General features: G+C 72.5%; 18 protein-coding genes and 1 tRNA gene. 8 read left to right on the top strand and 11 right to left on the bottom strand.

Annotation, left to right across the window (positions count from 1 at the left end):
* Nucleotides 1-1,262: hypothetical protein (locus FRCN3DRAFT_RS42995; RefSeq protein WP_007519367.1), on the top strand; the 1,262-nt coding region annotated here is incomplete at its 5' end.
* A gap of 53 nt (nucleotides 1,263-1,315) precedes the next feature.
* Complete coding sequence (locus tag FRCN3DRAFT_RS43000; protein ID WP_051466162.1) at nucleotides 1,316-3,298, top strand: GMC oxidoreductase; 1,983 nt, start codon at nucleotides 1,316-1,318, stop codon at nucleotides 3,296-3,298.
* 131 nt (nucleotides 3,299-3,429) lie between these two features.
* On the opposite strand, the gene FRCN3DRAFT_RS49245 is transcribed toward FRCN3DRAFT_RS43000, so the two are convergent.
* Nucleotides 3,430-4,893 carry a hypothetical protein gene (locus FRCN3DRAFT_RS49245; RefSeq protein ID WP_007519363.1) on the bottom strand — a complete coding sequence of 488 codons (1,464 nt, stop codon included), beginning with the start codon at nucleotides 4,891-4,893 and terminating at the stop codon, nucleotides 3,430-3,432.
* Between the two features lie 729 nt (nucleotides 4,894-5,622).
* Here FRCN3DRAFT_RS49245 and FRCN3DRAFT_RS0206625 point away from each other — a divergent pair.
* Together FRCN3DRAFT_RS0206625 and FRCN3DRAFT_RS51090 are read left to right on the top strand one after the other, a co-directional pair.
* Nucleotides 5,623-6,150, top strand: coding sequence for a peptidylprolyl isomerase (locus FRCN3DRAFT_RS0206625; RefSeq protein ID WP_007519362.1), 528 nt, complete (start codon nucleotides 5,623-5,625; stop codon nucleotides 6,148-6,150).
* Between the two features lie 213 nt (nucleotides 6,151-6,363).
* Nucleotides 6,364-7,566, top strand: a complete 1,203-nt coding sequence (locus FRCN3DRAFT_RS51090; RefSeq protein WP_007519360.1) for a rhomboid family intramembrane serine protease — start codon at nucleotides 6,364-6,366, stop codon at nucleotides 7,564-7,566.
* A gap of 56 nt (nucleotides 7,567-7,622) precedes the next feature.
* Here FRCN3DRAFT_RS51090 and FRCN3DRAFT_RS0206635 read toward each other — a convergent pair whose 3' ends face one another.
* Complete coding sequence (locus FRCN3DRAFT_RS0206635) at nucleotides 7,623-8,753, bottom strand: SAM-dependent methyltransferase (protein ID WP_007519357.1); 1,131 nt, start codon at nucleotides 8,751-8,753, stop codon at nucleotides 7,623-7,625.
* A 635-nt stretch (nucleotides 8,754-9,388) separates the two neighbouring features.
* On the opposite strand from FRCN3DRAFT_RS0206635, the gene FRCN3DRAFT_RS0206640 reads away from it, so the two are divergent.
* Both FRCN3DRAFT_RS0206640 and FRCN3DRAFT_RS0206645 read left to right on the top strand, forming a co-directional pair.
* Nucleotides 9,389-11,293 (top strand): glycoside hydrolase family 15 protein, encoded by a 1,905-nt coding sequence (locus FRCN3DRAFT_RS0206640; RefSeq protein ID WP_007519355.1) that lies wholly within the window; start codon nucleotides 9,389-9,391, stop codon nucleotides 11,291-11,293.
* Nucleotides 11,294-11,896: 603 nt separating this feature from the next.
* The gene (locus tag FRCN3DRAFT_RS0206645; protein WP_027140320.1) at nucleotides 11,897-12,253 is read left to right on the top strand and encodes a hypothetical protein; all 357 of its coding nucleotides are present in this window, start codon (nucleotides 11,897-11,899) and stop codon (nucleotides 12,251-12,253) included.
* 155 nt (nucleotides 12,254-12,408) lie between these two features.
* Here the strand turns inward: FRCN3DRAFT_RS0206645 and FRCN3DRAFT_RS0206650 are convergent, their stop codons facing one another.
* A complete protein-coding gene (locus FRCN3DRAFT_RS0206650; RefSeq protein ID WP_007519351.1) occupies nucleotides 12,409-12,672 on the bottom strand; it encodes a cell division protein CrgA in 264 nt (87 codons plus the stop codon).
* 178 nt (nucleotides 12,673-12,850) lie between these two features.
* On the opposite strand from FRCN3DRAFT_RS0206650, the gene FRCN3DRAFT_RS0206655 reads away from it, so the two are divergent.
* A complete protein-coding gene (locus tag FRCN3DRAFT_RS0206655; RefSeq protein WP_232793947.1) occupies nucleotides 12,851-13,657 on the top strand; it encodes a DUF881 domain-containing protein in 807 nt (268 codons plus the stop codon).
* Nucleotides 13,658-13,680: 23 nt separating this feature from the next.
* Here FRCN3DRAFT_RS0206655 and FRCN3DRAFT_RS0206660 read toward each other — a convergent pair whose 3' ends face one another.
* The 8 genes from FRCN3DRAFT_RS0206660 to FRCN3DRAFT_RS0206695 are packed head-to-tail and all read right to left on the bottom strand — an operon-like array spanning nucleotide 13,681 to nucleotide 24,879.
* The gene (locus tag FRCN3DRAFT_RS0206660) at nucleotides 13,681-14,331 is read right to left on the bottom strand and encodes an aminodeoxychorismate/anthranilate synthase component II (protein WP_007519348.1); all 651 of its coding nucleotides are present in this window, start codon (nucleotides 14,329-14,331) and stop codon (nucleotides 13,681-13,683) included.
* Between the two features lie 4 nt (nucleotides 14,332-14,335).
* Nucleotides 14,336-16,438, bottom strand: a complete 2,103-nt coding sequence (gene pknB / locus FRCN3DRAFT_RS0206665; protein ID WP_007519346.1) for a Stk1 family PASTA domain-containing Ser/Thr kinase — start codon at nucleotides 16,436-16,438, stop codon at nucleotides 14,336-14,338.
* The gene (locus FRCN3DRAFT_RS0206670; protein WP_027140321.1) at nucleotides 16,431-18,155 is read right to left on the bottom strand and encodes a serine/threonine-protein kinase; all 1,725 of its coding nucleotides are present in this window, start codon (nucleotides 18,153-18,155) and stop codon (nucleotides 16,431-16,433) included. Before FRCN3DRAFT_RS0206670 ends, pknB begins: the two co-directional genes overlap by 8 nt.
* Nucleotides 18,152-19,603 carry a peptidoglycan D,D-transpeptidase FtsI family protein gene (locus FRCN3DRAFT_RS0206675; RefSeq protein ID WP_027140322.1) on the bottom strand — a complete coding sequence of 484 codons (1,452 nt, stop codon included), beginning with the start codon at nucleotides 19,601-19,603 and terminating at the stop codon, nucleotides 18,152-18,154. Before FRCN3DRAFT_RS0206675 ends, FRCN3DRAFT_RS0206670 begins: the two co-directional genes overlap by 4 nt.
* Before the next feature lie 46 nt (nucleotides 19,604-19,649).
* The gene (locus FRCN3DRAFT_RS55955; RefSeq protein ID WP_007518073.1) at nucleotides 19,650-21,335 is read right to left on the bottom strand and encodes an FtsW/RodA/SpoVE family cell cycle protein; all 1,686 of its coding nucleotides are present in this window, start codon (nucleotides 21,333-21,335) and stop codon (nucleotides 19,650-19,652) included.
* Complete coding sequence (locus FRCN3DRAFT_RS0206685) at nucleotides 21,332-22,702, bottom strand: PP2C family protein-serine/threonine phosphatase (protein WP_007518071.1); 1,371 nt, start codon at nucleotides 22,700-22,702, stop codon at nucleotides 21,332-21,334. Before FRCN3DRAFT_RS0206685 ends, FRCN3DRAFT_RS55955 begins: the two co-directional genes overlap by 4 nt.
* Nucleotides 22,699-23,250 carry an FHA domain-containing protein FhaB/FipA gene (locus tag FRCN3DRAFT_RS0206690; RefSeq protein ID WP_007518069.1) on the bottom strand — a complete coding sequence of 184 codons (552 nt, stop codon included), beginning with the start codon at nucleotides 23,248-23,250 and terminating at the stop codon, nucleotides 22,699-22,701. Before FRCN3DRAFT_RS0206690 ends, FRCN3DRAFT_RS0206685 begins: the two co-directional genes overlap by 4 nt.
* Nucleotides 23,251-23,256: 6 nt before the next feature.
* Nucleotides 23,257-24,879, bottom strand: a complete 1,623-nt coding sequence (locus FRCN3DRAFT_RS0206695) for an FhaA domain-containing protein (protein ID WP_007518067.1) — start codon at nucleotides 24,877-24,879, stop codon at nucleotides 23,257-23,259.
* A 455-nt stretch (nucleotides 24,880-25,334) separates the two neighbouring features.
* Here FRCN3DRAFT_RS0206695 and FRCN3DRAFT_RS0206700 point away from each other — a divergent pair.
* Nucleotides 25,335-25,417, top strand: a tRNA-Leu gene (locus tag FRCN3DRAFT_RS0206700).
* Nucleotides 25,418-25,915: the final 498 nt, after the last annotated feature.

The following is a 25,915-nucleotide window of genomic DNA, read 5'->3' on the forward strand; positions in this document are numbered from 1 at the left end:
GCCGCCCAGCGGCGGCCCGTCAGGAGGAGCAGGGCGAAGCGGCGGCGATCGCCGAGGCGGACGCCGACCCCATGGCGGACGCCGAACCTCTGGCCGGCGTGGCCGGCGCCCCGGCGGCCAACGCCGGCGGCCGGGTACGCCGACGGGCGGGCGGGCGCCCGCGGCCACCTCGGTCCGCCTCGAGCGAGCGGGGGCGGGCCCGGATCGCCGGCACGCTGACGCGCCTCGGCGCGCGCCCGAACGCTTCGGCCTCCCGCCAGGACTTCGCCGAGGATGGGGACAGGCTGCCGCCGAACCTCATTCCCGACGCGCTCGAGCTGCTGACCGGCGCAGCCGGCCGCCGGCCGGTCCCGCCGCGCTGGACGCCGTTGACCACGCTGCCCGCCGTGACCAGGCCGGCGCGGCCCGCCTCCACCGCCGGGCTCAGGCCCACCGCGCCCACCTCCTCGCCTGTCGCCGGCCAGGACTGGGGTTACGCGGTCAGGGAGGCCGCCCGCTCGGACTCTTCGTCCCCGTACGCCGCATACGCGGAGCCGGTGAGTGCCCGGCCCGGAAACGTCGGGCCGGCGGATGCCGTCGCCGGGGACGCGGGTTCCGAAGATGTCTCATCCGCGCCGGTGGGCGGTGGCTCCCCACCCGTCGGCGGGCCGCTGGCGGACGGCGCGCACGTTGGCGGTCCGCCGGCGGTGGACATGTCGCCCTTGGTGGACACGTCGCCCTCGGCGCAGACCAGGGCGGCCGCCGTGTCGGCCTCGGACCTGACCGCGCCCGTCGAACCGCCCGCGCCCGTCGAACCGCCCGCGCCTGCCGAGCCGGTGGTCCAGGTGCCGCGCGACCCCGTGGCCGAGGCGGCGGGGCAGGTGGTCGTCACCCTGGCCAGCGCGATGCGTTGTGAACCGGACGCCTTCGCCGACTGCGTGGGGCCGCTCACCGACATCCTCAACGAAGGCGGCTGGTCGGCGCCCACGCTCGCCACGCACCTCGTCCACCTGGTGGTCGGCGGGGTGAAGGTCGGCTCCGACAGTCCCGCCGACGGCCTCACCTGGCGGCTCAAGCATCTGCCGAGAACCAGCGTCGAGTGCCCGTGCGGCGCCTGCCGGTCCTGGCGCGCGGTGACACCCGCGCCGCGGGCCACCTCCGACCGGTCGGAACCCGGCGGGGACGGGGCGGCGTCCGCGCTGCCCGACCTGGCCGAGATCGAGCGGGCCGCCGCCGTCGGCGCCGAGCAGGCGGCCCTGCTCGCCCGGGCACGCGCCTCCTGACTCTCCCGGTCGGCTCGTCTGCCGGCCGCCGGCCCGGGCGACATGATGGAGCCATGGGCAACGCCAGCTCAGGTCTCGAACCTGACGAAACCGGCGGTTTCGATGTGGATGTCCTGGTCGTCGGGAGCGGGTTCGGCGGCAGCGTGACCGCGCTGCGCCTGGCCGAGAAGGGCTACCGCGTGACGGTCGTCGAGGCCGGCCGCCGCTACACGGCGCCTCCAAAGGCCTCCGGCGCCACCAGCGAAAGGCATTCTGGTGGCGCCTTCGGCCAGGCGCCGCCAAAGGCCTCCGGCGCCACCAGCGAAGAGCACCCTGACGGTGGCAGCGGCGTTGGCCAGGGGCCCGCGGCTGGTGGCGATGCGCCGGAGAAGCGGCGTTCTCGTGGCGACGTGGTCGCCCCGCTGCCCCGGACCAGCATGGACATCCGGCGCTACCTCTGGCTGCCGCGGCTCGGCTGCCACGGTATCCAGAAGATCACCCTGCTCGGCCGGGTGCTGGTGCTCTCGGGCGCCGCGGTCGGCGGCGGCTCGGTGGTCTACGCGAACACGCTGTACCGCCCGCTGGAGCCGTTCTACGCCGATCCGCAGTGGGCGGGCCTGACCGACTGGCGGGCCGAGCTGGCGCCGTACTACGACCAGGCCGAGCGGATGCTCGGCGTCGTCCGTAACCCGACGACCACCTACGCCGACCAGGTGTTCCAGACGGTCGCCGAGGAGATGGGCGTCGGCGACACCTTCCAGCTGGCCGACGTGGGCGTGTACTTCGGCCCGGACGGGCGGCCGGCACCGGGCGAGCCCGCCGACGACCCGTACTTTGGCGGTGTCGGCCCGCGGCGAGTGGGCTGCCTGCAGTGCGGCGAGTGCATGAGCGGCTGCCGGCACAACGCCAAGAACACCCTCGACCGCAACTACCTGTACCTGGCGGAGCGACTTGGCGTCACGATCGTCGCCGACACCACCGTCAGTTCGGTGACGCCGCTGCCGGGCGGCGGCTACGAGGTGGTCGGCGAGCCGACCGGTGCCTGGCCGACGGTCACGGCCTGGGGCCGGGCGAAGGCTCGGCGGCGGCAGCGCCGCTGGCGAGCCGGGCAGGTGGTGTTCGCGGCCGGCGCGCTCGGCACCCAGCGGCTGCTGCACGCGATGCGCGACGGCGGCCAGCTACCAGGCCTGTCGGACCGCCTCGGTCACCTGACCAGGACGAACTCGGAGGCCATCCTCGGCGCGATGAGGCTGCGGCCGGACGAGCGGATCACGCGTGGTGTCGCGATCACGTCCAGCTTCTACCCGAACCCGTACACCCACGTCGAACCAGTCCGCTACGGCCGCGGGAGCAACGTGCTGGCGCCGCTGGGCGCCCCGATGACCGACGGCGGCGGGCGGCTGCCGCGGTGGGCACGGTTCCTCGGCGCCTGCCTGCGCCGGCCGCACCTGGCCGTCGCGGCCGGGCTGCCGTGGCGGTGGTCGGAGCGGACGATGATCGTTCTGGTGATGCAGTCCCAGGACAACTCGCTGGTCGTGCGCCGCCGCCGCGGCCCGCTGCGGACCAGCTGGCTGACCAGCCGCCAGGGCCACGGCCAGCCGAACCCGACCTGGATCCCCGCGGGCAACGAGGCGACCAGGCGGGTCGCCGCCAGGATCGGCGGCCACCCGGCCGGCTCGATAACCGAGATCGCGAACATCCCGCTGACGGCGCACATCCTGGGCGGAGCGCCCATCGGGGACAGCCCCGAGCGCGGGGTCGTCGACGCTTACCAGCGGGTGTTCGGGCACCCCGGGCTGCACATCGCGGACGGTGCCGCCGTCTGCGCGAACCTGGGGGTGAACCCGTCGCTGACGATCACCGCACAGGCGGAGCGCGCCATGTCGCTGTGGCCGAACAAGGGTGACTCCGACCCACGTCCCCCGCTGGGCGCGCCGTATCGCCAGATCGACCCGGTGGCGCCGCGTCATCCCGTCGTCCCGGCGGACGCCCCCGCCGCCTACCGGATTGGCGACCTGCCGGTGGTCGCGATCCCCAAGGTGCCCCAGAAGCACTGACCCCAGACGTACGGACGTAGTGGCCCCCGGCACCTGGCACACACGACAGAAGCGACCCTCGCGGCGGGAGCCGCGAGGGTCGCTTCCTGTCCAGTCCTCAGAGACTCCAGTTCTTCAGAGACTCCAGGTCCTCAGAAACGACGGGACGTCGACGGATCGCTCAGCGTGTCGACGCCGGGCATCTCCTCCATCCGACCGGAGGTGGCATCGCTCGCCATCCGCTCCGACAGCCGGTCGGTGCCGGGGAACCCGCCGGGAGTCGTCGGCATCGGCCGCTGGCCGGCCTGCTCCTCGCGCGGCATGGCCGGCTGGTTGACGCCCTGCTGCCCCAGGAATCGGCGGGCGGCCACGGCGGCGCCGGCTCCCGCGCCGGCCAGGAGCAGCAGTCCCAACCCACGCCGACGGCGCTGGTGCGACTGGGCCATCCGGCGCTCGGCGCGGACGAGGTGCTGCTCCAGCGCGCGCTGGGCACGGTCGGCCTGCGTCGTCGCCTTGTGCTCCGACCGGCGCGCCCGGCGCGAGTGGCCATGCCGCATGGCCCGTTCGCTCGCCTCATAGGCACGCTGGGTCAGGTCGTCGGCCGCGCCCTGGGCCTTCTCGATCCGCCGCTGCTGCCGCTTGGACACGCCGTGCACCCGGGCCTGCCCCCTGGTGAGCTCCTCCCAGGACAGCCCTTCCGGCAGTGCCCACCGGGGCGGCTCGCCGCCCTGCTCCCGCCAGGAACGGTCGCCGGCGCGCATCCGCTCGCCCTGCGCCACGCGCCGGCCCTGCTCCTCGCGCCGGCCCACGCCCCGCCCGCGCCCGCCGGGCTGCTCCCAGCGCTGCCCGCCATCGGCCGGAAGCCGCTCCCGGAGGCCATCCTGGTCCCACGGCTGGCCACGCGTCGGCATCCGGCGGGGCCGGTCCTCGACGCGCCCTGCCAGCTCCTCGCCGGGCATCATCAGCTCCCGCCGCCGACCCAGCCGGGCCGTCCGGCCCGTCCGGCCGCCGCCGGCCGGCTCGCTCCACGGCCGCTGGCCGGGCGTCTCCCAGGATGGCTGGTCGCGCGGCTCGTCCCAGGACCGCCCGCGCTCGCGCCTCGGCCGCTCGCCGAGCCGGCTTGCCGCCCAGTCCAGGTCGGCGTCGGAATGCTCCGACGCCCGCTCGGACCGCTCCGACATGCGGGTGGAGACGTCCGACATCCGGTGAGCCAGCGTGGTGCTGGCGTCCCGGGTCGCCGAGGCCGCCGACTGCCCGGCACGGGCGGCCATCCCGGCCGCGCCGGTGACCGCCGAGCCAGCCCGGCCCGCGGCGCCGCGGGCGGCCAGCTGGAGACCGGCCGATCGCTGCCCGTCCTCGCCGAAGGCGCCCCGGATCCCCGCCCTGCCGGGGGCACCCGAGCCGGCGCCGCCGAGCAGGTGCGACGCCCCGAGCAGGCCCGCCATGGGGCCGCCGCCCTCGTGGCCGCGGCCGGACCGCTGCTCGACCACGCTGTCGGGGCGCAGGCGGCGCATCAGGCCGCCCCGCTCCTGGCCGCGTGCGTCCCGGCCTCGCCTCGCGTCGCCCGGCGCCGCCTCGGTGACGCGTGAGAGCCGGTTCCGCATACTGCTACCCATCGGTCTCCCTCTCCTGGCGTTGCCTCTTGGCGTGGTGGGGCGACCTGGCTACCGCCCGCTCGCCGCCTGGCCTCCGCCGGTCGGTACCGGGGTTCCTGCCGGATCGGCGAAGCCGATCTGGAGGTCCGGCGCCGGGCGGGCCGGCGTCGTGGCGGGAGCCCGGGCCAGCGATGTCCGCCCCGGGGATGTCCCCTGACCACCGCCAAACATCACTTTCACGCTGCGTAGTGCTGGTAGCACTCTCGCGCCTCGGCCCGCTTCTGTCGCGCCCACCGCCCGGTCGGCCGGCTTCGCCGGACATCGGCGGCCAGGCATGCTGATCCCGACTCGGTCGGCGGCGGGTGCCGGCGCCGGCGCGGGCCGGGTGGCGGGCGGGGAGCGGCGCCCTGTGATCGGGCGCCGCGTCCGAGGTGGGCGAGCGGCACATACGATCGTCCTCGGCGCGGCCAGCTCGGGGCAGCCGTGCCGGGCTGGGCCGGCCGCGGTTCCCTGATCCGGGTCAGCCCGTTCGAGCCCGCGAACAACGCCCGCGGGCGAGCCCCGATGTCGAGCCTTGCGCTCGGCCGCGCCGAGCCGAGCCGACACCAGGGAGTCGCTGCCCCAGGGACAGCACGTCGTGCCTCGCGGGAACGTCGCGTGGCGCGCAGCCGTCTTCCGGTTGGGTATGCGGCCGGTGACGCCAATCCGGCGCGGGCCAGGCGGCCCGCGACATGAAGAGAAGAGAGACACATGGCCGAGGAGCTGTACGCGACGCTGCGGACGACTCAGGGCGACATCGAGATCCGGCTGTTCCCGGATCACGCTCCGAAGACCGTCCGCAACTTCGTCGGTCTCGCCACGGGTGAGCAGGAATGGACCGACCCGAGCACCGGCGAGAAGAAGACCGGCACCCCGCTCTACGACGGCACGATCTTCCACCGCGTCATCCCGAACTTCATGCTTCAGGGCGGCGACCCGCTCGGCAGCGGCCGCGGCGGCCCGGGCTACAAGTTCGCCGACGAGTTCCACCCGGACCTGTCGTTCGACCGGCCGTACCTGCTGGCCATGGCGAACGCCGGCCCCGGCACGAACGGCTCGCAGTTCTTCATCACCGTCGGCCCGACCGACTGGCTGAACCGCAAGCACACCATCTTCGGCGAGGTCACCCGCGGCACCGAGGTCGTCGACGCCATCAGCAAGACCCCGACCGGCCCGCAGGACCGGCCGCGCACCGACGTGGTGATCGAGAAGATCGCCATCGAGCGCCGCCCCGCCTAGCTCGCCGCACGGCCGGGGAGGTGGGCCATGACCACGGCCCACCTCCCCGGGGCAGACCTCGGCTGGGAGCTCGGCGGACGCGGCCGAGGCTCGCCCAGCGGCGCCGGGTGAGGCCTCGCGCGACCGGAGGCCCTGAACTGGACCACACTGGACAGGCCGAGAAGCTCGGACGGACAGGATCGCGGGCCGGCTGGCCCGGAGGGGGTGGCGCTGGTGACGGCGCAGGGCATCGAGCCCGAGCCGGCAGCCGGCTCTGGGCGGGCGGCATCAGGCACCGGCGACGCGGGTCCCGGCCACGGCGCGCCGACCGCGGGCGACGAGCGCTCCCCTTGGGCTCGTCCGACCGGTGCCGGGGAGCCGCCCGCCGAGTCCGCGCCGGCCGCGTCACCCGGGCAGCACGGGCATCCCGGCTGGGGGACGCCGCCCGGGCCGCCGCCCGCTCAGGTGTCCTGGGGCGCGCCGAGGGTTGATGGCGCCGCGCCAGACGGTCCCGCCCAGGGCGGTCCCGGCCAGGGCGCACGGCCGGGCGGTGGGGGTAACGCCGGGCAGGCTCCGGGCTCCGGGCCCTCCGGGCAGCAGACGCGCTGCTATCGCCATCCGGAGCGGGAGGCGTACGTCTTCTGCCAGCGCTGTGGCCGGCCGATCTGCCCCGACTGCATGCGCCCGGCCTCGGTCGGCTTCCACTGCCCGGAGGAGCAGGGCGCCTCGCCGAGGCCGCAGCGGCAGCCCCGCACCGCGCTCGGTGGCCGCGCCCAGGCCTCGTCGGGCCTGGTCACGAAGATCCTCATCGGCCTGTGCCTGGTCGCCTATGTGCTGCAGGGTGTGCCCGGGCTGACGGGCACCAGTCGGATCAACCAGTTCACCATCGACTACTCGCTGATCGGCGTCAAGATCGCCTTGGACGACGAGTACTGGCGACTGGTCACCGCCGCGTTCCTGCACGGCAGCGTCCTGCACATCCTGTTCAACATGTACGCGCTGTTCCTGCTCGGGACGCAGCTCGAGGCGGTCCTGGGCCGGGCGCGGTACCTCGCGCTGTTCTTCGCCTGCGCGATCGGCGGTAACACGCTCAGCTACCTGATGTCCGGCGAGCGGACGTTCTCCTACGGCGCGTCCACGGCGATCTTCGGGTTCTTCGCCGCCTATTACCTGATCGCGCGCCGGCTGCGGCTGAACACGAACCAGATCCTCATCGTGGTCGGCATCAACCTGGTGATCACGTTCACGATCTCTGGCATCGACAAGTGGGGCCACCTCGGCGGCCTCGGCACCGGGTTGCTGCTGGGCCTGCTCTACGCCTATGTGCCGTCGCGCCGCGTGGCCCTGCAGGCTCTGGGCACCGGCGCCGTCGTGGCGGTGCTACTGGTCGCCGCGGTGCTGAACTCCCAGAGCCTGACGTCCATGACCGGCGGCTGATCCTCAGCCGATCGCGACGGAGGCCAGGCGCGGTGAGGCCAGGCGCGGTGAGGTCGTCAGTGCCAGCCGATCGAGGCGTACACGGGAAGCCGGCCGAAGTGCGGGCGGGAACACTCGTCGGGCGCGTGCCACTCCTCGGCCGGGACCAGGCCCGGTTCGATCGGCTCCCAGGTGCTGACGACGTCGACGGCCTGCGCGTGCGGCCGGGGACTGCCGGGCAGTCCGGCCTGGGTGAGGACCCAGCGCAGACCGCGCGCGGAGCCTTCGTCGCAGAGCTGGGAGAAGATCAGCAAGCTGCCCCGGGCCGTCGCCTCCCGGTAGCCGAGCAGCACGGCGCGTAGGTCCTCGTGATCGGCGATGTGCGGCATCCCGGGCACGACCAGCAGGGCGATCGGGCGGGTGACGTCCAGCCGGGCGCGTACGCCCCGGTGCGCCAGCACCTCGGCCGGGCGGGTGGGGTCGGCTCGCACGACGGTGGCCAACTCCGCCGGGACGTTCGACGCGACGCGGGTCATTGTCTGCGAACGCGGCTCCACGTAGACCGTCCGGCTTTCCGGCGCGACGGCGCAGGCGATCTCGTGGACCGGGTCGGCGGCGTACGCGCCGCCGCTGAGGGCGAGGAACTGGCGCACGCCATTGCGGGCGGCGAACCTCACCGCCTGAACGAGGAACTCCTTGGACGCGTGGGCGGCGGCGGGCGCCTCCGGCCACTCCAGCAGGATCCGCAGCGCCCATTGCCGGTCCACCCGGCGGTGGGAGGTGCCGCCGAGCAGCGCGTCGTGGATTCCACCCGGGGTGGGGAGCTCGTTGAGGTCCCCCTCTGGGTGGAACTCGGTGGGGATCGGGACGGTGAGGCCGCCGTCCGGACCGGTCTGCTCGACCGGACGCCGTGGCCCGACGGGCCGCATCGACTCGTCCTGCCCGCCCTGCCAGAACGAGCCGGGCGAACCGATGAGGTTCGAGACCCACGCCGGGCCGGCCGGTCCGAGGGGTTCGGCCGTTCGCGACGGGCTGGCGGACCTGAGCAGGCTGACGGCCGGGAGGCCCGTCGGGCGTGCCGGCTGGGCGCCACGGACGGGGCCGTCGACGAGGCCTCGATCCCGGCCGTTGGAGCGGGCCGGGATCGTCACGGGTATGGGAATGCTGCCGCCGTGCCTTCTGGCGAGCATGGGCCCGGTGGACGTCATGTCATCACCTTTCAGTGTTTGCGCGTCGGTGGCCACCAGCCGGGGCGGCGGACACCGTGGTCGGAACACCCTGTTCGTCGACAGCGGGCGCGCGGGCCACGGGAAGGCCCCTGGACGCGGCCCGATGGCGGGACCGAACACGGGTCGGCGGCATCCGGGGCACGGATCCGAACGTCGCCGGGACAGCGGACGCACAGCCAGTGATGACCACGAGTGGGGCCGGCCGTGACGCCATGCCTGGGCAGGAATGAGTGCGATATAGGCATTCCTGCTACCTCGGCGGGTAGTCGACCCAATGGGTACGGCCGAGCATGCGGTCCCCTCACCGTGCGCGGGGTCAGATTAGCCGCGTGTCTCACCGCCGTGAATGAGGGCTTCCCCCCGATCGCGATGCCGGTTTTCTGCGCGAAGTCGCCCGGAATCGCCCGGGTCGGGAGGGAGCCGGCCGCGGCGACCGACGCATGATTACTATGCGCTCCCATCGTCGATACAATGAGCGATGGCTCGGGGTCGTGAGGTCCCGGTGGGCGGACGGGTCGCCGGGGCCCGTTCCGGACCAGGTAGCGGACGGGCCACGCGAGGCGCAGAGGGTTCTTCCCCGGTGCCACCGCGGGCCCCGGAAGGCGGGGGTCGCGGTGGCACACTCACCGACGCGTCGGCTCGGGGGCAGCCCGTTCCCGCCGATCGCCGAGTACGCGTTCCTGTCGGACTGCGAGACGTCGTGCCTGGTGGCGCCCAGCGGGAACGTCGAGTGGATGTGCGCGCCGCGCCCGGACGCCCCCAGCGTGTTCGGCTCGATCCTGGACCGCTCGGCCGGCGGGTTCCGGTTCGGTCCCGAACGAATCATGATCCCGGCTGGCCGGCGCTACCTGCCCGGCACCAACATCGTGGAGACGACCTGGCAGACGCCGAACGGCTGGTTGATCGTCACCGACTGCCTGGTCGTCGGCCGCTGGCACCGCACCGCGGCCCGGTCCAAGACCCTGCGGCGCACCCCGATGGACTGGGACGCCGAGCACGTGCTGCTGCGCACGGCGCGCTGCGAGCACGGTGAGGTCGACCTGAGCCTCGTCTGCGAGCCGAACTTCGACTACGGCCGCCAGCCCGAGTCCTGGGAGTACGAGGGCGAAGGCTACTCGTCCGGGGTCATCTCCAACGCCCGCACCGGCCTCACGCTGCGGCTGCGCACCGACCTGCGGCTCGGTTTCGACGGTCGCCGTGCCCTGGTGCGCACCACCCTCAAGGAGGGCGACGCGGCGTTCGTGGCGCTCACCTGGCGGGCGCACGAGCCGATGCTGCCCGCGACCTACGCGCAGGCCATGGCGGCTGTCGAGTCGACCACCGAGTTCTGGCGGCAGTGGCTCTCGCGCGGGATGTTCCCCGACCATCCCTGGCGGCGGCACCTGCAGCGCAGCGCGCTCGCCCTCAAGGGCCTGACCTACGCCCCGACCGGCGCGCTGCTCGCCGCCGCGACCACCTCGCTGCCGGAGACCCCCCAGGGCCAGCGCAACTGGGACTACCGGTACAGCTGGATCCGCGACTCGACGTTCGCGCTGTGGGGCCTGTACACGCTCGGGCTGGACTACGAGGCGAACGACTTCTTCTCCTTCATCGCCGACGTCTGCGAGGAGAACGGCGACATCCAGGTGATGTACCGGGTTGGCGGCGAGTCCGACCTGCAGGAACGGGTGCTCGGGCACCTGTCCGGCTATGACGGGGCCATCCCGGTGCGCGTCGGGAACGACGCCTACAAGCAGCGTCAGCACGACGTGTGGGGCACCGTGCTCGACTCGGTCTATTTGCACACCAAGTCGCGGGACTACCTCTCCGAGCGGCTGTGGCCGGTGCTCGTCCGGCTGGTCGAGTCCGCGGCCACCCACTGGCGGGAGCCGGACCGCGGCATCTGGGAGGTGCGCGGCGAACCCAGGCACTTCACCACGTCGAAGGTGATGTGCTGGGTCGCGCTCGACCGGGGCCGCCGGCTCGCGCAGATGCGCGGCGACCTGAAGTCCGCGGCCCGCTGGAAGACCATCGCCGAGGAGATCCACGCCGACGTCTGCGCGCACGGCGTCGACGAACGAGGCGTCTTCACCCAGTACTACGGGTCGAAGTCGCTCGACGCGTCCGCCCTGCTCGTGCCGCTGCTCGGCTTCCTGCCCGCCTCCGACGACCGGGTCAAGGCCACCGTGCTGGCGATCTCCGACGAGCTGACCGTCGACGGGCTCGTGCTGCGCTACCGCACGGACGAGACCGACGACGGCGTGGGCGGCGAGGAGGGCGCCTTCATGATCTGCTCGTTCTGGCTGGTGTCCGCGCTGGTGGAGATCGGCGAGCTGCACCGCGGCCGGCAGCTGTGCGAGCGCCTGCTGTCCATGGCGAGCCCGCTGGACCTGTTCGCCGAGGAGGTCGACCCGGCGACCGGGCGTCACCTGGGCAACTTCCCGCAGGCCTTCACCCACCTGGCGCTGATCACCGCGGTGATGTACGTCATCCGCGCCGAGGACGCCGAGGCCTACGCCCGGCCGTCCCCCTCGACCTAGTTGCCTGGCCCGCTCCGTGCGGGCTGTATTGCCTGGTTCGCTCCGTGCGGGCACGGCGCTCTGTTTCTGGTTCGCTCCGTGCGGGCACGGCGCTCCGGCCCCGTGCTCGCTTCGCTCCCACGGGACCTCCGCGCCGTGTCCTCCTCCGCTCACGTGCGCTGCGGCGACCTCCGCTGCGGCACCCCTACCTCGCTGCGCTCGTAGGGATGCCTCCGCGGAGGCGCGCCTCCGCGCCAGCTCGGTTGCGTGCCGCTGTGCCGTCACCAACCGAAACCACAGCGCTCGTATGGCACCTCGCTGCGCTCGTGGCGGTCTTCGCCACTGTTCAGCCACCTCACGAGCGCAGCGAAGTGGCCTTACGGACGAGCCTGCTCCGGGTGCGTGACGTTCAGCGGTAGGTGACCGTGCGGCGCGGAGGCGCGCCTCCGCGGAGGCCCGGCCACGGAGCGAAGCGAACGTGGTTGGGCCGCAGCGGAGGTCGCCGGAGCGCCCGTGAGCGGAGGAGGACGGCGCGCGGAGGTCCCGTGGGAGCGAAGCGAGTACGGGGCCGGAGCGCGCCGCCCGGACGGAGCGAACCAGAAACACAGCTTCTAGCATGGGGGCGTGGCGAAGGTGGAGGTCGCGGGCGGGCGGGTCGAGGTCGTTCTCAGCCAGAAGGAGCGGCTCGCGGCGCTGCGCGGGGATGTGTCGGCGGCGCTCGACGAGATCGCCGCCGTGCGTGTCTCGCCGCACCCGTTCGGCGAGCTGCGCGGCATCCGCGCCCCTGGGACGGGGGTGCCGGGGGTGATCGCGATCGGTACCTGGCGACACCGCGGCGGCAAGGACTTCGTCGCCATCTATCGCAGACGGCCGGCGGTCGTCGTCGAGCTCGCCGCCGGCAGCGAGTTCGAGCGTTTCATCGTCGGCGTCGAGGACCCGGATGAGACGGTGGCCAGGATCCAGGCCCGTCACATCAGGTAACCAAGTCGATACTTTGTGCTCCGTTGTTCTGGTGGACCTCTATCCACACATGTGGACAACGGTTGTGGATAAATCTCGGCCGTGCAACTTCACCGGCGCCACGACCTGTGGGGTCGTGGCGCCGGACGTTTACCGACTTCGGGCGGATGGCACGGCTAGTGCCACTGAGTGGCCACGCCCAGGCCAATTACCACAAAACCAAATCCAATCAGGATGTTCCAGCCGCCCAACGACTCCATCCCCAGAACGCCACCGTTGGAGAAGTAGTACGTCAGCAGGTAGGCGATCCCGATCAGAAAGAACGCAAGGATCATCCCGCCGAACCAGCGCGGCGACGGCGCCCTGCGCTTCGCGGCGACGGTCGTGCTGGGACGGGCCGAGGTGGACTTCTTCGGCTTGCGACGTCGCGACTCGGGCACGGAAGGTTCTCCTCGTCGGGGGCTACACAAACACTGCGAGAAGGCTACCCTCCCACCCCCGCCGACTGGCTATGTGAGGGCTTGGCCCTTATCGACGTGTTCCAGGTCCGTCCGGTCGGGCGGCCAGTCCGCCGGTGCCGGCGGGCAAGGTGGACGCGGCTGTCCCGACCGTAGGAGGGTGGCGCGTGTGGGATGGACGGGGCGGCGGGCGCGGCGGCCGCGCCCGCCGGGTGCCCGCTCACGGCGCGCGCTGGCGGGGATGCTCGGCGCCGTGCTCGCCGGCCTGGTCGTCGCGCTCGCCGCAGGGAGCAGGGACGAGGCCGGCGACAGGAGCGCGTCCGCGACCAGCGGTCTGAGCGCCTACGGGAGCGGCCTCGCGGCCGTCGCCGCCGCCGACCAGGCTGGCGTGGACCGAGCGCGCGGCCGGCTCACCCAGCTACGCGCGAACGGCCCGGACGCGTCGCCCACCGCCGCCGGCCCGACCGGCGCCGCACCCGCGTCGCCAGCCGGCGCGCTGGAACGCGCGGGCCTGACCGAGGCCCACGGACCCGCGGTGACGGTGACGCTGGACGACACCCCGCGGGAGCGGCGCGCCGGGCCGTGGGACCCCCGGTTCCGGCCGCCGGTCGCGGACGACCTCGTCGTGCACCAGCAGGACGTGCAGGCGGTGGTCAACGCGCTCTGGGCCGGCGGGGCGCGAGCCATGACGATCATGGGGATACGGGTGACCGCGCGCACCGCCGTCCGGTGCGTCGGGAACACGCTGCGGCTGGAGGGTGGCGTCTACGCCCCGCCGTTCGCGATCTCAGCGATCGGCGACCAGGACCGCCTCGTCGCGGCTCTCGAGGACGACCCCGACGTGGTCCTGTATCGCCAGTACGTCGCCGCCTATGACCTCGGCTACCGCATGGAGAGGGTCGGGAACGCCACGTTCCCCGCCGCGGACCTGCCCAGCGCCCACTACGCCACCCCGCTGCCCGGCTAGCCAGGCAGCGGGGTGGCGCGGGCTCAGGCGAAGGCGGCCTCGCGGAGGGTCTCCACCTCGGTGGACAGGGCCGGCGCCAGCCGCAGCGCGGCACCGCCGTCACCGCAGGAGTCCAGCCAGCGGGCGAGCATCAGGTGGCCGCCCTGGGTGAGCACCGACTCGGGGTGGAACTGGACCCCCTCGATCGGCAGCGTCCGGTGCCGCATGGCCATCACCACGCCGCTGTCCGTCCGCGCGGTGACCTCGATCTCCGCGGGCAGCGTGGACTCCTCCACCGCGAGCGAGTGGTAGCGGGTCGCGATGAACGGGTTCGGCAGGTCCGCGAGCACCCCGGCGCCGTCATGGTGGACGACCGAGGTCTTGCCGTGCAGCAGCTCGGGCGCGCGGTCGACGGTCGCGCCGAACGCGACGCCGATCGCCTGGTGCCCCAGGCAGACGCCGAACACGGGCAGGCCGGCCGACGCGGCGGCCGTCACCATCGGGATGGTGACGCCGGCCGCCTCCGGCGTGCCGGGACCGGGGGAGAGCAGCACGCCGTCCACCCCGAGCTCGCCGACGAGCACCGGGTCCACCTCGTCGTTGCGGCGGACCAGGCACTCCGCCTCGAGCTGCCCGAGGTACTGGACGAGGTTGAACACGAACGAGTCGTAGTTGTCGACGACCAGGATGCGCACGTCGCTACCCGTTCCCGCCGGCGCCGGTGGTGGGCGCCCCGGTGCCGCCGTCGGGCGTGGTGGGCGGCGGCGTGGTCGGTGGCTCGCTGGTGGGCGGCTTGGTGGTCGGCTTCACCGTCGGCGAGGCCGTCTCGGTGGGGGCGGTCTGCGCCGCGACGAACAGGGTGATCGTGTCGCCGCGGTTGACGGTCGCGTTCTTCGGGCTCTGGTCGAGGACGGTGCCCGCCGGCTGGTCGGCGAGGGCTCGCTCGGTGATCGTGACCCTGAGGCCGAGCTTCTCCAGCTCCGACTGGGCGGTGCCCGCCTGCTGGCCCGTGTAGTCACCGATGTTGATCTTCGAGCTGACTACGTAGATCGTGATCTTGCTGCCCTGGGGGGCCGCCTGGCCGCCGGGCGGGTCGGTCTTCTCCACCGTGCCCGCCTTGTGGGTGGCCTGGCCGATGAAGTCCTGGACATCGGGTTGGAAGCCCGCCTGCGTCAGGATGTTCACCGCGTCGTTCCTGCCCTTGCCGGTCACGTCCGGGATGTCGACCGAGTCCGTCGGGATCGCGACCGTCAGGGTGATCTTCGCGGTCTTGTCGATCGTGCTGCCCTCGGCCGGGTCGACCTTGGCGACGGGGTTGCTCCCGTCCTTCGGAGCGTCGGCCGTCTTGTTCTGCTCGATCGTGATGTTGGTGAAGCCCAGCTCGTTCAGCCGGGCCTCCACCACCTTCTGCGGCTGGCCCTGCAGGCCCTGTGGGATCGTCGCCTGGCCGGTGCTCGCCGTGTCGCCGTCGTTGCCCTTCTTGTCGCCGAGCAGCGACGTGGCTACCAGCGACACGACGACGAAGGTGAGCACGACCGCGAGCCCGGCGAGGACCCACTTCCACGCGTTGGAGCCGCGGCTGGGCTCCGGCCCGGCCGGACCGCCCCCCGCGCCGTAGCGGCCGGGGCCGCTGGGGGCGCCGGCCCGGTCGAACTCGTCGTCGTAGCGGCCGGGGTAGCCGCCGATCCGCGTGTGCTGGTCGTCGTCGTAGCCGCCGCCGTAGCCCCCGGTCGGGTAGGGACCGGTCTGGTCGTCGTAGCCGGTGTCGCGGTAGCCCGTCTCGCGGTACCCGGTGTCGCGGTACCCGGTGTCGCCGTAGCGGGGGCCGGTGCCGCCGCGGTAGTCGTCGCCGTAGCCGCCCGGGGCCAGCTGGGTGGCCGCCGCGGCGCCGGTCCCGCCGCCGGCCGGCCGCGGCGACGGCAGCTGCGCGAAGACCCGCCGGCCGGACAGCGCGCGCTCGAGGTCGTCACGCATCTCGCCGGCGCTTCCGTACCGGTCGTCCGGCTCCTTCTCCAGCGCCTTGAGCGTCACCGCGTCCGCCGTGGCGGACAGCTGCGGGTTGCGCCGCGACGGCGGGTCGGGCAGCTCCCGGACGTGCTGGTAGGCGACGGCGACCGGGTTGTCGCCGCGGAACGGCGGCTCGCCGGTGAGCAGCTCGTAGAGCAGCACGCCGGTCGAGTAGACGTCGCTGCGCGCGTCGACCTTGGCGCCGCGGGCCTGTTCGGGGGAGAGGTACTGCGCGGTGCCGATGACGGCCTGCGTGGCCGTCATCGTCGACGAGGTCGCGTTGTTGGCCTTGGCGATGCCGAAGTCCATCACCTTGATCGAGCCGTCCGGGCTGAGCATCACGTTCGCCGGCTTGATGTCCCGGTGGATGATGCCCAGACGGTGGCTGTAGTCGAGCGCGGCGCAGATGTCGGAGGTGATCTCCATCGCCCGGCGCTCGGGGAACGGCCCCTCCTGCTGGAGCACCTCGCGCAGCGTGCGTCCCTCGATGAACTCCATCACGATGTACGGCAGATGGACGCCGTTGATGACGTCCTCGCCTGTGTCGTAGGTCGACACGATCGCCGGGTGGTTGAGACCGGCGGCGGACTGCGCCTCCCGCTGGAAGCGCTTGAGGAAGTTCGGGTCGCGCGCGAGGTCCGAGCGCAGCACCTTGACGGCCACGTCCCGGCCCAGCCGGATGTCGCGGCCGCGGTAGACCTCCGCCATGCCGCCGTAGCCGATGCCGGCGCCCAGCTCGTACCGGCCGCCGATCATGCGTGGGTCCGTTCCGTACATCTCCGTCACATCAGACACCAGCGATTCCCTCCCCGACGACGATCCCACCACCACTGGGACCGGTCGTCACCGCCTGTGTGACGGAGGCCGCTGCGTGCGAAGAACCGCCCGAGCCGGCGAGGGAGCGGGTGATGAGCGCGGTGACAGCCACTGTGAGCAACAGCAGCACGATCAGCACCGGCAGGGTCAGCCGGCGCCGGCGCCTGCCCGCCGCGCCGGCCCGGCGGTTGGCCGCCCGGCCGCCCGCTGCCCGGCCGCCCGGCTGCCAGCCGCCCGGCTCGGCGTCCTCGGCGTCGGCCGCGGGATGCGCCGCGGCGAGCCCGGTCTCGGCGAGCTGATCGTCGGCTTCGCCCGGCGGCCAGGAGCCGCCGGCGGTCGGCTGGTAAGCCGTCGGGGACGGCTGGTAGGCGGAGTGTCCTGGCTGCTCCTGCTGGTAGCCGGCCGGCGCGGCGGCGGGCTGGTAGCCGCTGGCGCCCTGCTGATAGCCGGTCCCGCCGCGCTGGTAGCCGCCGCCCGGCTGATAGGCCGTCGCGCCCGGCTGGCCGGCGGCGGCACCCGGCTGATAACCCGTCGCACCTGGCTGGTAACCCGTCGCGCCCGGCTGGTAGGCGGTGGCCCCCGGCTGGGGTGCCCCCGCCGGGCTGGGGGTGCCTCGCCCGGTGCCACCCGCACCGGCGTAGCCGGGCCGTGCGCCAGGGTAGGCCGCTCCCGGGCCTCCGGCGGGGCCGTCGGCGACCCAGGAGGGCGCCCTGTTCCGGCCGCGCGGCGGCGGTCCGGAGGGGGCGGGGTGCCGCGCCGTCAGGTCGGGGCTCACGCCGGCGCCGGAGGCCCAGCGCGGCTCGGAGGCGAACAGCTCGCGGCGGATGCCGGCGGCGCTGCGCGCGAACGCGCCGGCCGACGACGGCCGGCGGGCCGGGTTCTTCGCCATCGCCTGCTCGACCAGCGAGCGCACCTGGTACGGCACGTCCGCCGGCAGCGGCGGCGGGGTGTCCTGCTGGTGCGCCATGACGACGACGATCGGGTTGCGGTCGTCGAACGGCCGGCGCCCGGCCAGGCACTCGTAGGCGACGACGCCCAGCGAGTACACGTCGCTGGCCGGGGTGACCGGGCGCCCGGACGCCTGCTCGGGCGAGACGTAGTACGCCGTGCCCATCATGATCCCGGTCGCGGTCAGCGGGGCCGCGTCGACGGCCCGCGCGATGCCGAAGTCGGTGACCTTGACCACGCCGTCGGGGCGGATCAGCAGGTTGCCCGGCTTGATGTCCCGGTGCACGATGTTGAGCGCGTGCGCGGCCTCCAGCGCGTCCGCCGACTGGCCGAGGACGTCGAGCATCCGCTCGGGCGAGAGCCGTTTCTCCCGGTGCAGCACCGCCGACAGCGGCTCGCCCTCGACGAGCTCCATCACCAGGTAGGCCGTCGGGTGGTCGTCGACCGTCGCCACCTCGCCGTAGTCGTAGACGGAGGCGATGCCCGGATGCGAGAGCCGGGCGGCATGGCGGGCCTCGCCGCGGAAGCGGACGAGGAAGGACTCGTCGCTGGCGTACTCCGGGCGCAGCAGCTTGACCGCGACCGGGCGGCCGAGGGTCTGGTCGACGCCCCGCCACACCTCGCCCATGCCGCCGGTGGCGATCCGGCCGTCGAGGCGGTAGCGGTTGTCGAGAACGGTGTTCGGCGGAACGGCTCCGGCGAACGGCTGGGCTGGCTGGTGGGCGGGCTGACCCGACGGGTTGTTCATCCTCGAACGTCCAATGCGGTCTGCATGACCTTCTGCGCGATCGGGGCAGCGATGGCGCCGCCGGTCCCGACTTCCCCGCCGCCGTCCTCGACGACGACCGCGATGGCGATGGTGGGGTTTTCGGCTGGGGCGAAGCCAACGAACCACGCGTGTGGCGGCTCGTTCGCCCCATGTTCGGCTGTACCGGTCTTGCCTGCGACCGACACGCCGCTGATCTGTGCTTTCCGGCCAGTGCCTGACGTGACCACGGACTGCATCATGGTAGTCAGCTGGTCGGCCACCTGAGAGCTGATGGGCTGGCCGAGTTCCTTCGGTTTGGTTTGGGCAATCCGCTTGAGGTCTGGCCCCTGAAGCTCCTGGACGACATACGGCTTCATCATCCGCCCGTCGTTCGCGATCGCCGCGACCACCTGTGCCATCTGCAGCGGGGTGACCCGCACGTTGAACTGGCCGATCGCGGACTGCGCGGTCTCCGGCTTGTCCAGGGAGTCCGGGAAGACGCTCTTGGCCTGCGGCAGCTCGAACCCGTCGATCGTGGTGTCGAAGCCGAACGCGTCGGCCTGCTCCCGCAGCTTGTCGCCCCCGAGGTCCATGCCGAGCTGCGCGAACGCGGTGTTGCAGGAGATCGTCAGGGCGTGGATCAGGGTGTCGGTCTGGCCGTTGCCACACCGCTCACCGCCGAAGTTCGGCAGCTCGACGGTGCTCTGCGGCAGCGGTAGCCGGTCCGGCGCCGGGATGACCGAGTCCGGGGAGTAGTTGCCGGTCGAGAGCGCCGCGGCGGAAGTGATGATCTTGAAGGTGGAGCCGGGCGGGTAGGTCTGCTGCGCGGCCCGGTTCAGCAGCGGATCGTCGTCGTCGCCGCTGAGGGTGTTGTACTGCTGCTGGACGGCGTTCACATCGTGGCCGGCGAGCGAGTTCGGGTCGTACGTCGGCGCCGTCACCATGGCGAGGACCGCGCCGGTGCGCGGGTCGATCGCGACCACCGCGCCCTTGCGGCCCGCAAGCGCCTGCGAGGCGGCCTGCTGGATCGCCGGGTCGATCGTGGTGATCACCGAACCGCCCTTGCGGTCCGAGCCGGAGAACAACGAGCTCACCCGGCTGGCCAGCAGCCGGTCGTCGTCACCGCTGAGGAAAAGGTTCTCCGACTGCTCCAGGCCGGTCGCACTGTAGAGCGTGTAGTAGCCGGTCAGCGGCGCGTAGAGCGAGCCGTCCGCGTACTGACGCAGGTACTTGAACTCGTCGTCCACGGGCTTGGACGACGCGATCGTGGTGGAGCCGGCGAGGATCATCCCGCGCTGGCGGTCCAGGCGGGCGGCGATCTCACGGCTGTTCGTCGGCTCCTGCTTGAGACTGTGCTGCTCGCCGACCTGTACCCAGTTCGCGTTGACGAGCAGGCCGGCGAACAGCGCGCCGCAGACCAGCATGACCCGTCGGATCGGCCGGTTCATGTGGGCGGCGCGCTGGTCCGGGCCGGACCGCCGGGCGTCGCCCGGACTACTCGGCTGGCTCATGGGTCTCCTGGGTCTCCGGAACCTCCTGGATCGCTTGGACCTCCTGGACGTCGACCCTGCGGACGATCTCGGTCTGCACGTTCGCGATCTGGTCGGGCTCGACCTCCAGGACGTCCTGCGCCTCCGCCTGGCGGCGGCGGACCGTATCGCTGATCCGCAGCAGCAGGGCGATGATCGCTGCGTTCGCGACCAGGGACGACCCACCGTAGGAGACGAAGGGCAGCGTCACACCGGTCAGCGGGATCAGCCGCATCACGCCACCGACCTGCACGAAGACCTGGATGCCCAGCGTCGCGGCCAGCGCGGTGGCGAGCAGCTTCCCGAACGGGTCCGGGGTGGTCAGCGCGATCCGCATCCCGCGCACGACGATCAGCAGGTACATCACCAGGATCGCCATGACCCCGGTGAGCCCCAGCTCCTCGCCGAGGCTGGCCATGATGAAGTCGGTGTTCGCGAACGGCACCTTGTTCGGATGGCCCCGGCCGAGGCCGGTACCGGTGATCCCGCCCGCGGCGAAGCCGTAGAGGCCCTGGACCAGCTGGTAGGACTTGTTGCTCGGGTTCGTCCCGTCGAACGCGTGCAGCCAGATGTCCACCCGCACCTGCACATGGCTGAACAGGTGGTAGGCGGCGAGGGCCGCGGCGATGAACAGGCTGAGGCCCACGACGACGAACCGGGCCCGCTCGCTGGCCACGTAGAGGACGACCAGGAACATCCCGAAGAACAGCAGCGATGAACCCAGGTCACGCTCGATGACCAGGACGCCGAGCCCGGCGACCCAGGTGAGGATCGCCGGCACGTAGAAGCGCGGCCCCTTCGACCACACCCGGCTGATGACGCCGGTGTATGTGCCGCTCGAGTCACTGACGCCGGCCGGCGCCGCCTGCTCGCCCGGTCCGTGTGCCCCCGGCCGCAGCCGCCTGATCGCGCCGGTGAGGGCGGCGGCGGCGTTGCCGGCCGAGCGCCTGCGCGCCTTCGTCACCACGTGCGCCGACATCAGCGCGCCGAAGGTCCGCAGGTAGCCGGCGAAGAAGATGGCCAGCAGGATCTTCGAGATCTCGCTCGGCTGGAAGGAGAACGGGCCGACCTGCAGCCACAGCCTGGCCCCGTTGATCGTCGCACCGATGCCAGGCAGCACCGGCAGCAGCAGGAACACCAGGCCGGCCAGGCCCGCGGTGAAGGTGTAGCGGGCGAGCGTGCTGTGGTTGCGCACCAGCGCCAGCACCACCACGAACACGATGGCCGTCAGCGCGGTCCAGATGACCTGGGTGTGCGCCGCGCTGGGGGGGATGGCGCGTCCGGCCTGCTTCGCGGCGTCGGACCTGGCCAGGTCCAGCCGGTAGATCATGACGAGGCCGAGCCCGTTGAGCGCCGCGCACAGCGGCATCAGCAGCGGATCGGCGGCCGGCGCGAACCGGCGCATCGCCAGGTGGACAAAGCCCCACAAGACGTAGAACCCGAGCGCGTACGTGGCGATGTGGTAGGTCAGATGGCCGTCATGCGCCAGCGTCAGCGCGGAGAGCGCCGCGGTCGTCAGAATGCCCGCGGCCACCAGCAGAACCAGCTCGCTCCGCCGGTAAGGGGGTAGCTCTACCCCCTGTGGCGACGGGACGCGGGCGAAGGCTGCCGTGAGGTTCGCGGACCATTGCCGGCGAGGCGGCAAACTCATCGGGACGAAGCGGACGCGTTCAGGCAGTTGACGGGGTCGGCGGCGCACGCGGACGCGGTGGCCGCCGCCGCGTTCGGGTCCACGACGCCCGGACCTGTCACCGACGCGCTCGGTGTCGGGGTCGGGGACGCCGACGAGTTCGGTTCCTTGGTGTCGGTGCTCGGGTTCTTCGGCAGGTCACGGACCTTGGCCTCTGCGTCGGCGAGGCTGTCCACGCGCACACCGGACTGCACGGCGCTGCGTTGCGGCTCCGCGATCTCGGAGATCGGGCCGAAGGTGGTCTTGACGTTGGCTAGCGCGCCGAGGCTCGGGACGCCCTGAAAGATCGCGACCTTGCCCTCGTGGACGCCGACGTAGTACTGGTCGCGCATCCACGCCAGGCCCGCCACGGCGGTGACGACCAGCAGCACGACGACCGTCGCGCCGATGACGATGAGGCGCCGCTTGCCGCGGCCCCGCCCGGTCCCTTCGGCGAAGTCCTCGGCCGACAGGCCGCCGCGCTGGGCGCCTCGCCCGATCCGCGCGGCCTTGGCGGCCGCGGAGTCGGTGTCCGGGTTACGGGGGTTCGGGCCGACCCGCGCGGCGGTCGCGCCGGGGACCGTGCCCTTCTCGGCGGCGGCGCCGGCGACCAGCGCGCCCTCGATCGGCTCGTCGTCGTCGACGACGTCCGCGACGACGACCGTGATGTTGTCCGGACCGCCGCCCTTCAGCGCCAGCTCGACCAGACGGTCCACGGCGTCCCGCGGGGTCGTCCCGAGCAGGGCCTCGAGGATCGTCTCGCCGCTGACGACGCCGGACAGGCCGTCGCTGCACAGCAGATAGCGGTCACCGACCCGGATCTGGCGCACCGTGAGGTCCGGTTCGACCTCCCGGCCGTCGAGCGCGCGCATGAGCAGCGAACGCTGCGGATGGGTGTTCGCCTGCTCCGGGGTTATCCGGCCCTGGTCGACGAGGTCCTGTACCAGCGTGTGGTCATGGGTGACCTGGCTCAGTACCTCGTCGCGCAGGAGGTAGCAGCGCGAGTCGCCGACATGCAGCACGCCGAGCTGGTCGCCGGAGGCGAGCAGCGCGGTGACCGTGGTGCCCATCCCGTCGAGCGTCCCGTCCCGGGCGGACATCGCGCGCAGCTGCGCGTTCGCGTCGTGCATGGCGGCGACGAGGGCCTCGAGGAGGTCGTCGGCGTCGATCTCGGTATCCAGGTCGGCGAGCGCCGACACGACCGTCGAGCTCGCCACCTCACCGGCGGCGTGACCACCCATGCCGTCGGCGACGGCAAGCAGGTAGGGACCGGCGTAGGCCGAGTCCTCGTTTCCCTCTCGGACGTGGCCGACGTCCGAGCGGATCGCGTAGTGAAGCCGAAGGCTCACCGGCGGAACTCCAGGACCGTCTTGCCGATCCTGACCGGCGCGCCGAGGGATACCGGCATGGGCGTGGTCACTTTCGTGTGTTCGAGAAACGTTCCATTGGTCGAGTTGAGATCTTCGACGAACCATCGGCCGTCGTGATGGACGAGTCTCGCATGTCGACCGGACGCGAAGTCATCGTCGAGAACCAGCGTCGAGTCTGGCGCGCGTCCGATGGTGATCGGTTCGCCGGTTAGTGGGATCACGGTGCCCGCGAGGGGACCCTTTGTGACCACAAGCTTGCTTGGCGGGTATGCATTGGGCGCGTTCAGTGGTGGCGGGACCTGGACGCCCCCCCGTGGCTGAGCCGGCCGCGGCCTCGCCGGCCCTCGCGGGGCGGGGCCGCGACCGCCCGCTCCGTCGAGAGCGCCACGACGCGCCTGTCGGCGCGTCGGGCCGAGCAGGTCCGCCCGCACCGCGCGGACCGCCAGCAGGACGAACGCCCAGAGCAACGTCAGGTAACCGATTTTCACCAGCAGCAGGACGAGCTCGTTCGGCTGGGATGGATCCATCAGGCTTTACCAGCTCCGGTCGCTCGGAGGGGGTGGGCCCGGCCGACGTCGGTGGTCGTCGGGCCGAGGACGAGCAGGGGTCCGGCCGGGTAGTTCGGTCTCGGCATCGTAGATCTCGTTCTGAGCACGGTCGTCACGGCCACCGCGGCCGGGCCCCACCCGTTCGGCCGGAGGACCGTCGAAGCCGTTCGCTCCCCGCGGCGTACCTCGACGTTCAGCACCGGGACGGTCCGTACCTGGACGTTCAGCACCGGGACGTTCAGTGCTGGACCGGTCAGAACCATAGCGTTCGGATCCATAGCGTCCACGGGGGCGTCCGTCGGCACGGCGACCGGGGCCATATTCGTCCTCCCCGTCAGGGTACAGATCGGTGTCGACGCCCTGTCGGGAGCGGACATTTCGGGCATCGTGTCCGTCACGCGGGTCCCGGCCGCCGCCGTCCCGATACGGCTCGTTACGTGGGTTTGACGGGACTCTGTCGGCCTCCTCGCGATAGCGCTCGCCTCGGGGCGGACCGGAGCGGTCGACGAATGAGTCTGGCCGCCCTGGCCGCACTGGCCGTTCCGGCCGGGCCGCCGGGGGCGGTGGTACCGGCGGCGGCGCGTCCCGATACGGCTCGCCGCGGGGGTTGGAACGGTCGCGAGGCTGGTCGCCGCGCGGGTGGGGACGTTCCCGGTCCGCGTACGGGTCCGGTCGGCCAGGTGGCGGCGGTATGTCCCGGACGGGCTCGGGGCGGGGGGTAACGCGGTCCGCATAGGGCTCGGGGCGGGGGGTGACATGGTCCGCGTAGGGCGGCGGCTCGGGGCGCCGATCGCGATCCCGTTCACGGGGGCGATAAGGCTCCTGGCCACCGGGGCGGCGAGAATGCTCCGGTGGCGGCGGCGTCGACGTCCGAGCGGGCCGCGCGTCCTCGCGCACGAACGTGATCAGCGCGTTGCCGAGCTCGATGAGATCCCCGTTGACCAGCTTCACCTGCGTCGCCGGCCGACCGTTCACGATGCTGCCGTTCGTCGAACCGGCATCGACATAGAGAAAATTGCCGTCCGGCATGCGCCGGATCTCGCCATGCTGGCGCGACACCCCGGTGTCCGTAAGCCGGATGTCGCATTCCACGCTGCGGCCGATCAGCGTCGACTCGCCTGTCAGCGAGTACTCCCGCTCCGCCCCAGGTGGCGCGTCCTTGCTCGTGATCATCAGGTGGGGGGTGCCTGGCGTCGCGCGCGGCGCCGCGCCGCGCGGGCCGGCGACAACTCCCGGATCGGCCGAGGCCACGCTGCTGCGGATCCGGAACACACCGACGTCGAGGTCCTGCGCCTCCGACAGCTTCACGCTGACCGGCCCGACGAACGTGTACCGCTGCTCCGCCGCGTGCTCCCGGACCATCTCCGCCAGCTCGTCGCACAGCGCCCGGGCATAGGGCGCGAGCCGCGCATAGTCCCCGTTCGCCAGCTCCACCGCGAACTGGTTCGGCACCAGCACCCGGTTCGAGCTGATCGCCCGCCGGTCGTCGGTCTCCCGCGCCAGGGCGCCCGCGATCTCGACCGGTTCCACGCCGCCCTTGAAGACCTTCGCGAACGCGCCCTCCACGAGGCCGCCCAGGCGGCGTTCGAAGCGTTGCAGCACGCCCATGCCCGACCTCCCTTCGCCCGGTCTGTGGATCGTATGACGAGGACGCGCGCCGCCCCCGTCATCGGGCGCCGGCAGCGCCCGGCGGGACTGGTTACGAGTCAGTGTGTATGGCGGGACCAGCCGGGGTCGGCGGCGGGGGACGCTGGTTGGCGGGGGACGCTGGTTGGCAGGGGACGCTATCTGACAGGGCGCTGGCCGCCACCGTCTTCGGGTGCTTCGCGTAGGTCGTCTTACCGATACCCCGTCAAGCCCGATGTCATAGGTCCACCCCGGGCCGGATCGCGCGCCCGTCCGCCCGTCCACCGGCCCGGCCGGAGACCAGCCGCGCGCCGCCATACCGCCTGACCCGCAACCAGTCCCGCCGTGCACCGCCGATGTCCGATGGCGAGGCCGCCCCGCGTCACCGCCCCACGCGGACGTGGTACGGTAGCTCCGGTCACGAGATAAGACCACTCGGGCGAGTGGCGGAATGGCAGACGCGCACGGTTCAGGTCCGTGTGTCCGAAAGGACGTGGGGGTTCAACTCCCCCCTCGCCCACGCGATCGGCTCAATCTTGTTCGTAAATCCCTTTCGGGATTTACTCCTGGGCTCCCGCGTTATGTTGCTCCGGGGCCGAGCCCCGGTCCCCGCGCCAGGGAGGGCTTCGCCCCCTGGAACCCCCATTCGGTTGGTTTCCAGCTTTTGCGTGCTGTTGGTGGGGCTTCGGATCGCTTTAGCGATGTTGCTGCGGTGTTTTTTGGGGCCGTATGGGATTGGCTCTTTCGCTGGGCCTCGGATAGCCGGTGCCGCGGCGAGACTGGTGGCTGGGGGTGCGGTATTCCGGGAGCTCTTCTTTTGTCGGGCGGTCCCGGCTCTTGTGTTGGCTGACGCGGGCTCTGGCGGGGAGTCGGGGCGTCGAGCTGGGGATTCGCCTCCTGGTCCCTCCTGATCGGGGTTGGTGGAGGGGGCGGGGAGGAGACCGGGGACGGCTGGACGACGCTTTCGTCGTGGCTGTATCGGCCTTGGTCGGGGCATGTGGTCGAGGTTGGTTGAAGT

Origin of the sequence: Pseudofrankia saprophytica (assembly GCF_000235425.2) — a bacterium.
Lineage (GTDB): Bacteria > Actinomycetota > Actinomycetes > Frankiales > Frankiaceae > Pseudofrankia > Pseudofrankia saprophytica.

What these genes read in the sequence shown, in the direction of transcription:
- FRCN3DRAFT_RS43000 (WP_051466162.1), top strand. Translation starts at nt 1,316, where the DNA reads ATGGGCAACGCCAGCTCAGGTCTCGAACCTGACGAAACCGGCGGTTTC.
- FRCN3DRAFT_RS49245 (WP_007519363.1), bottom strand. Translation starts at nt 4,893, where the DNA reads ATGGGTAGCAGTATGCGGAACCGGCTCTCACGCGTCACCGAGGCGGCG.
- FRCN3DRAFT_RS0206625 (WP_007519362.1), top strand. Translation starts at nt 5,623, where the DNA reads ATGGCCGAGGAGCTGTACGCGACGCTGCGGACGACTCAGGGCGACATC.
- FRCN3DRAFT_RS0206635 (WP_007519357.1), bottom strand. Translation starts at nt 8,753, where the DNA reads ATGACGTCCACCGGGCCCATGCTCGCCAGAAGGCACGGCGGCAGCATT.
- FRCN3DRAFT_RS0206670 (WP_027140321.1), bottom strand. Translation starts at nt 18,155, where the DNA reads ATGAACAACCCGTCGGGTCAGCCCGCCCACCAGCCAGCCCAGCCGTTC.
- FRCN3DRAFT_RS0206675 (WP_027140322.1), bottom strand. Translation starts at nt 19,603, where the DNA reads ATGAACCGGCCGATCCGACGGGTCATGCTGGTCTGCGGCGCGCTGTTC.
- FRCN3DRAFT_RS55955 (WP_007518073.1), bottom strand. Translation starts at nt 21,335, where the DNA reads ATGAGTTTGCCGCCTCGCCGGCAATGGTCCGCGAACCTCACGGCAGCC.
- FRCN3DRAFT_RS0206690 (WP_007518069.1), bottom strand. Translation starts at nt 23,250, where the DNA reads ATGGATCCATCCCAGCCGAACGAGCTCGTCCTGCTGCTGGTGAAAATC.
- FRCN3DRAFT_RS0206695 (WP_007518067.1), bottom strand. Translation starts at nt 24,879, where the DNA reads ATGGGCGTGCTGCAACGCTTCGAACGCCGCCTGGGCGGCCTCGTGGAG.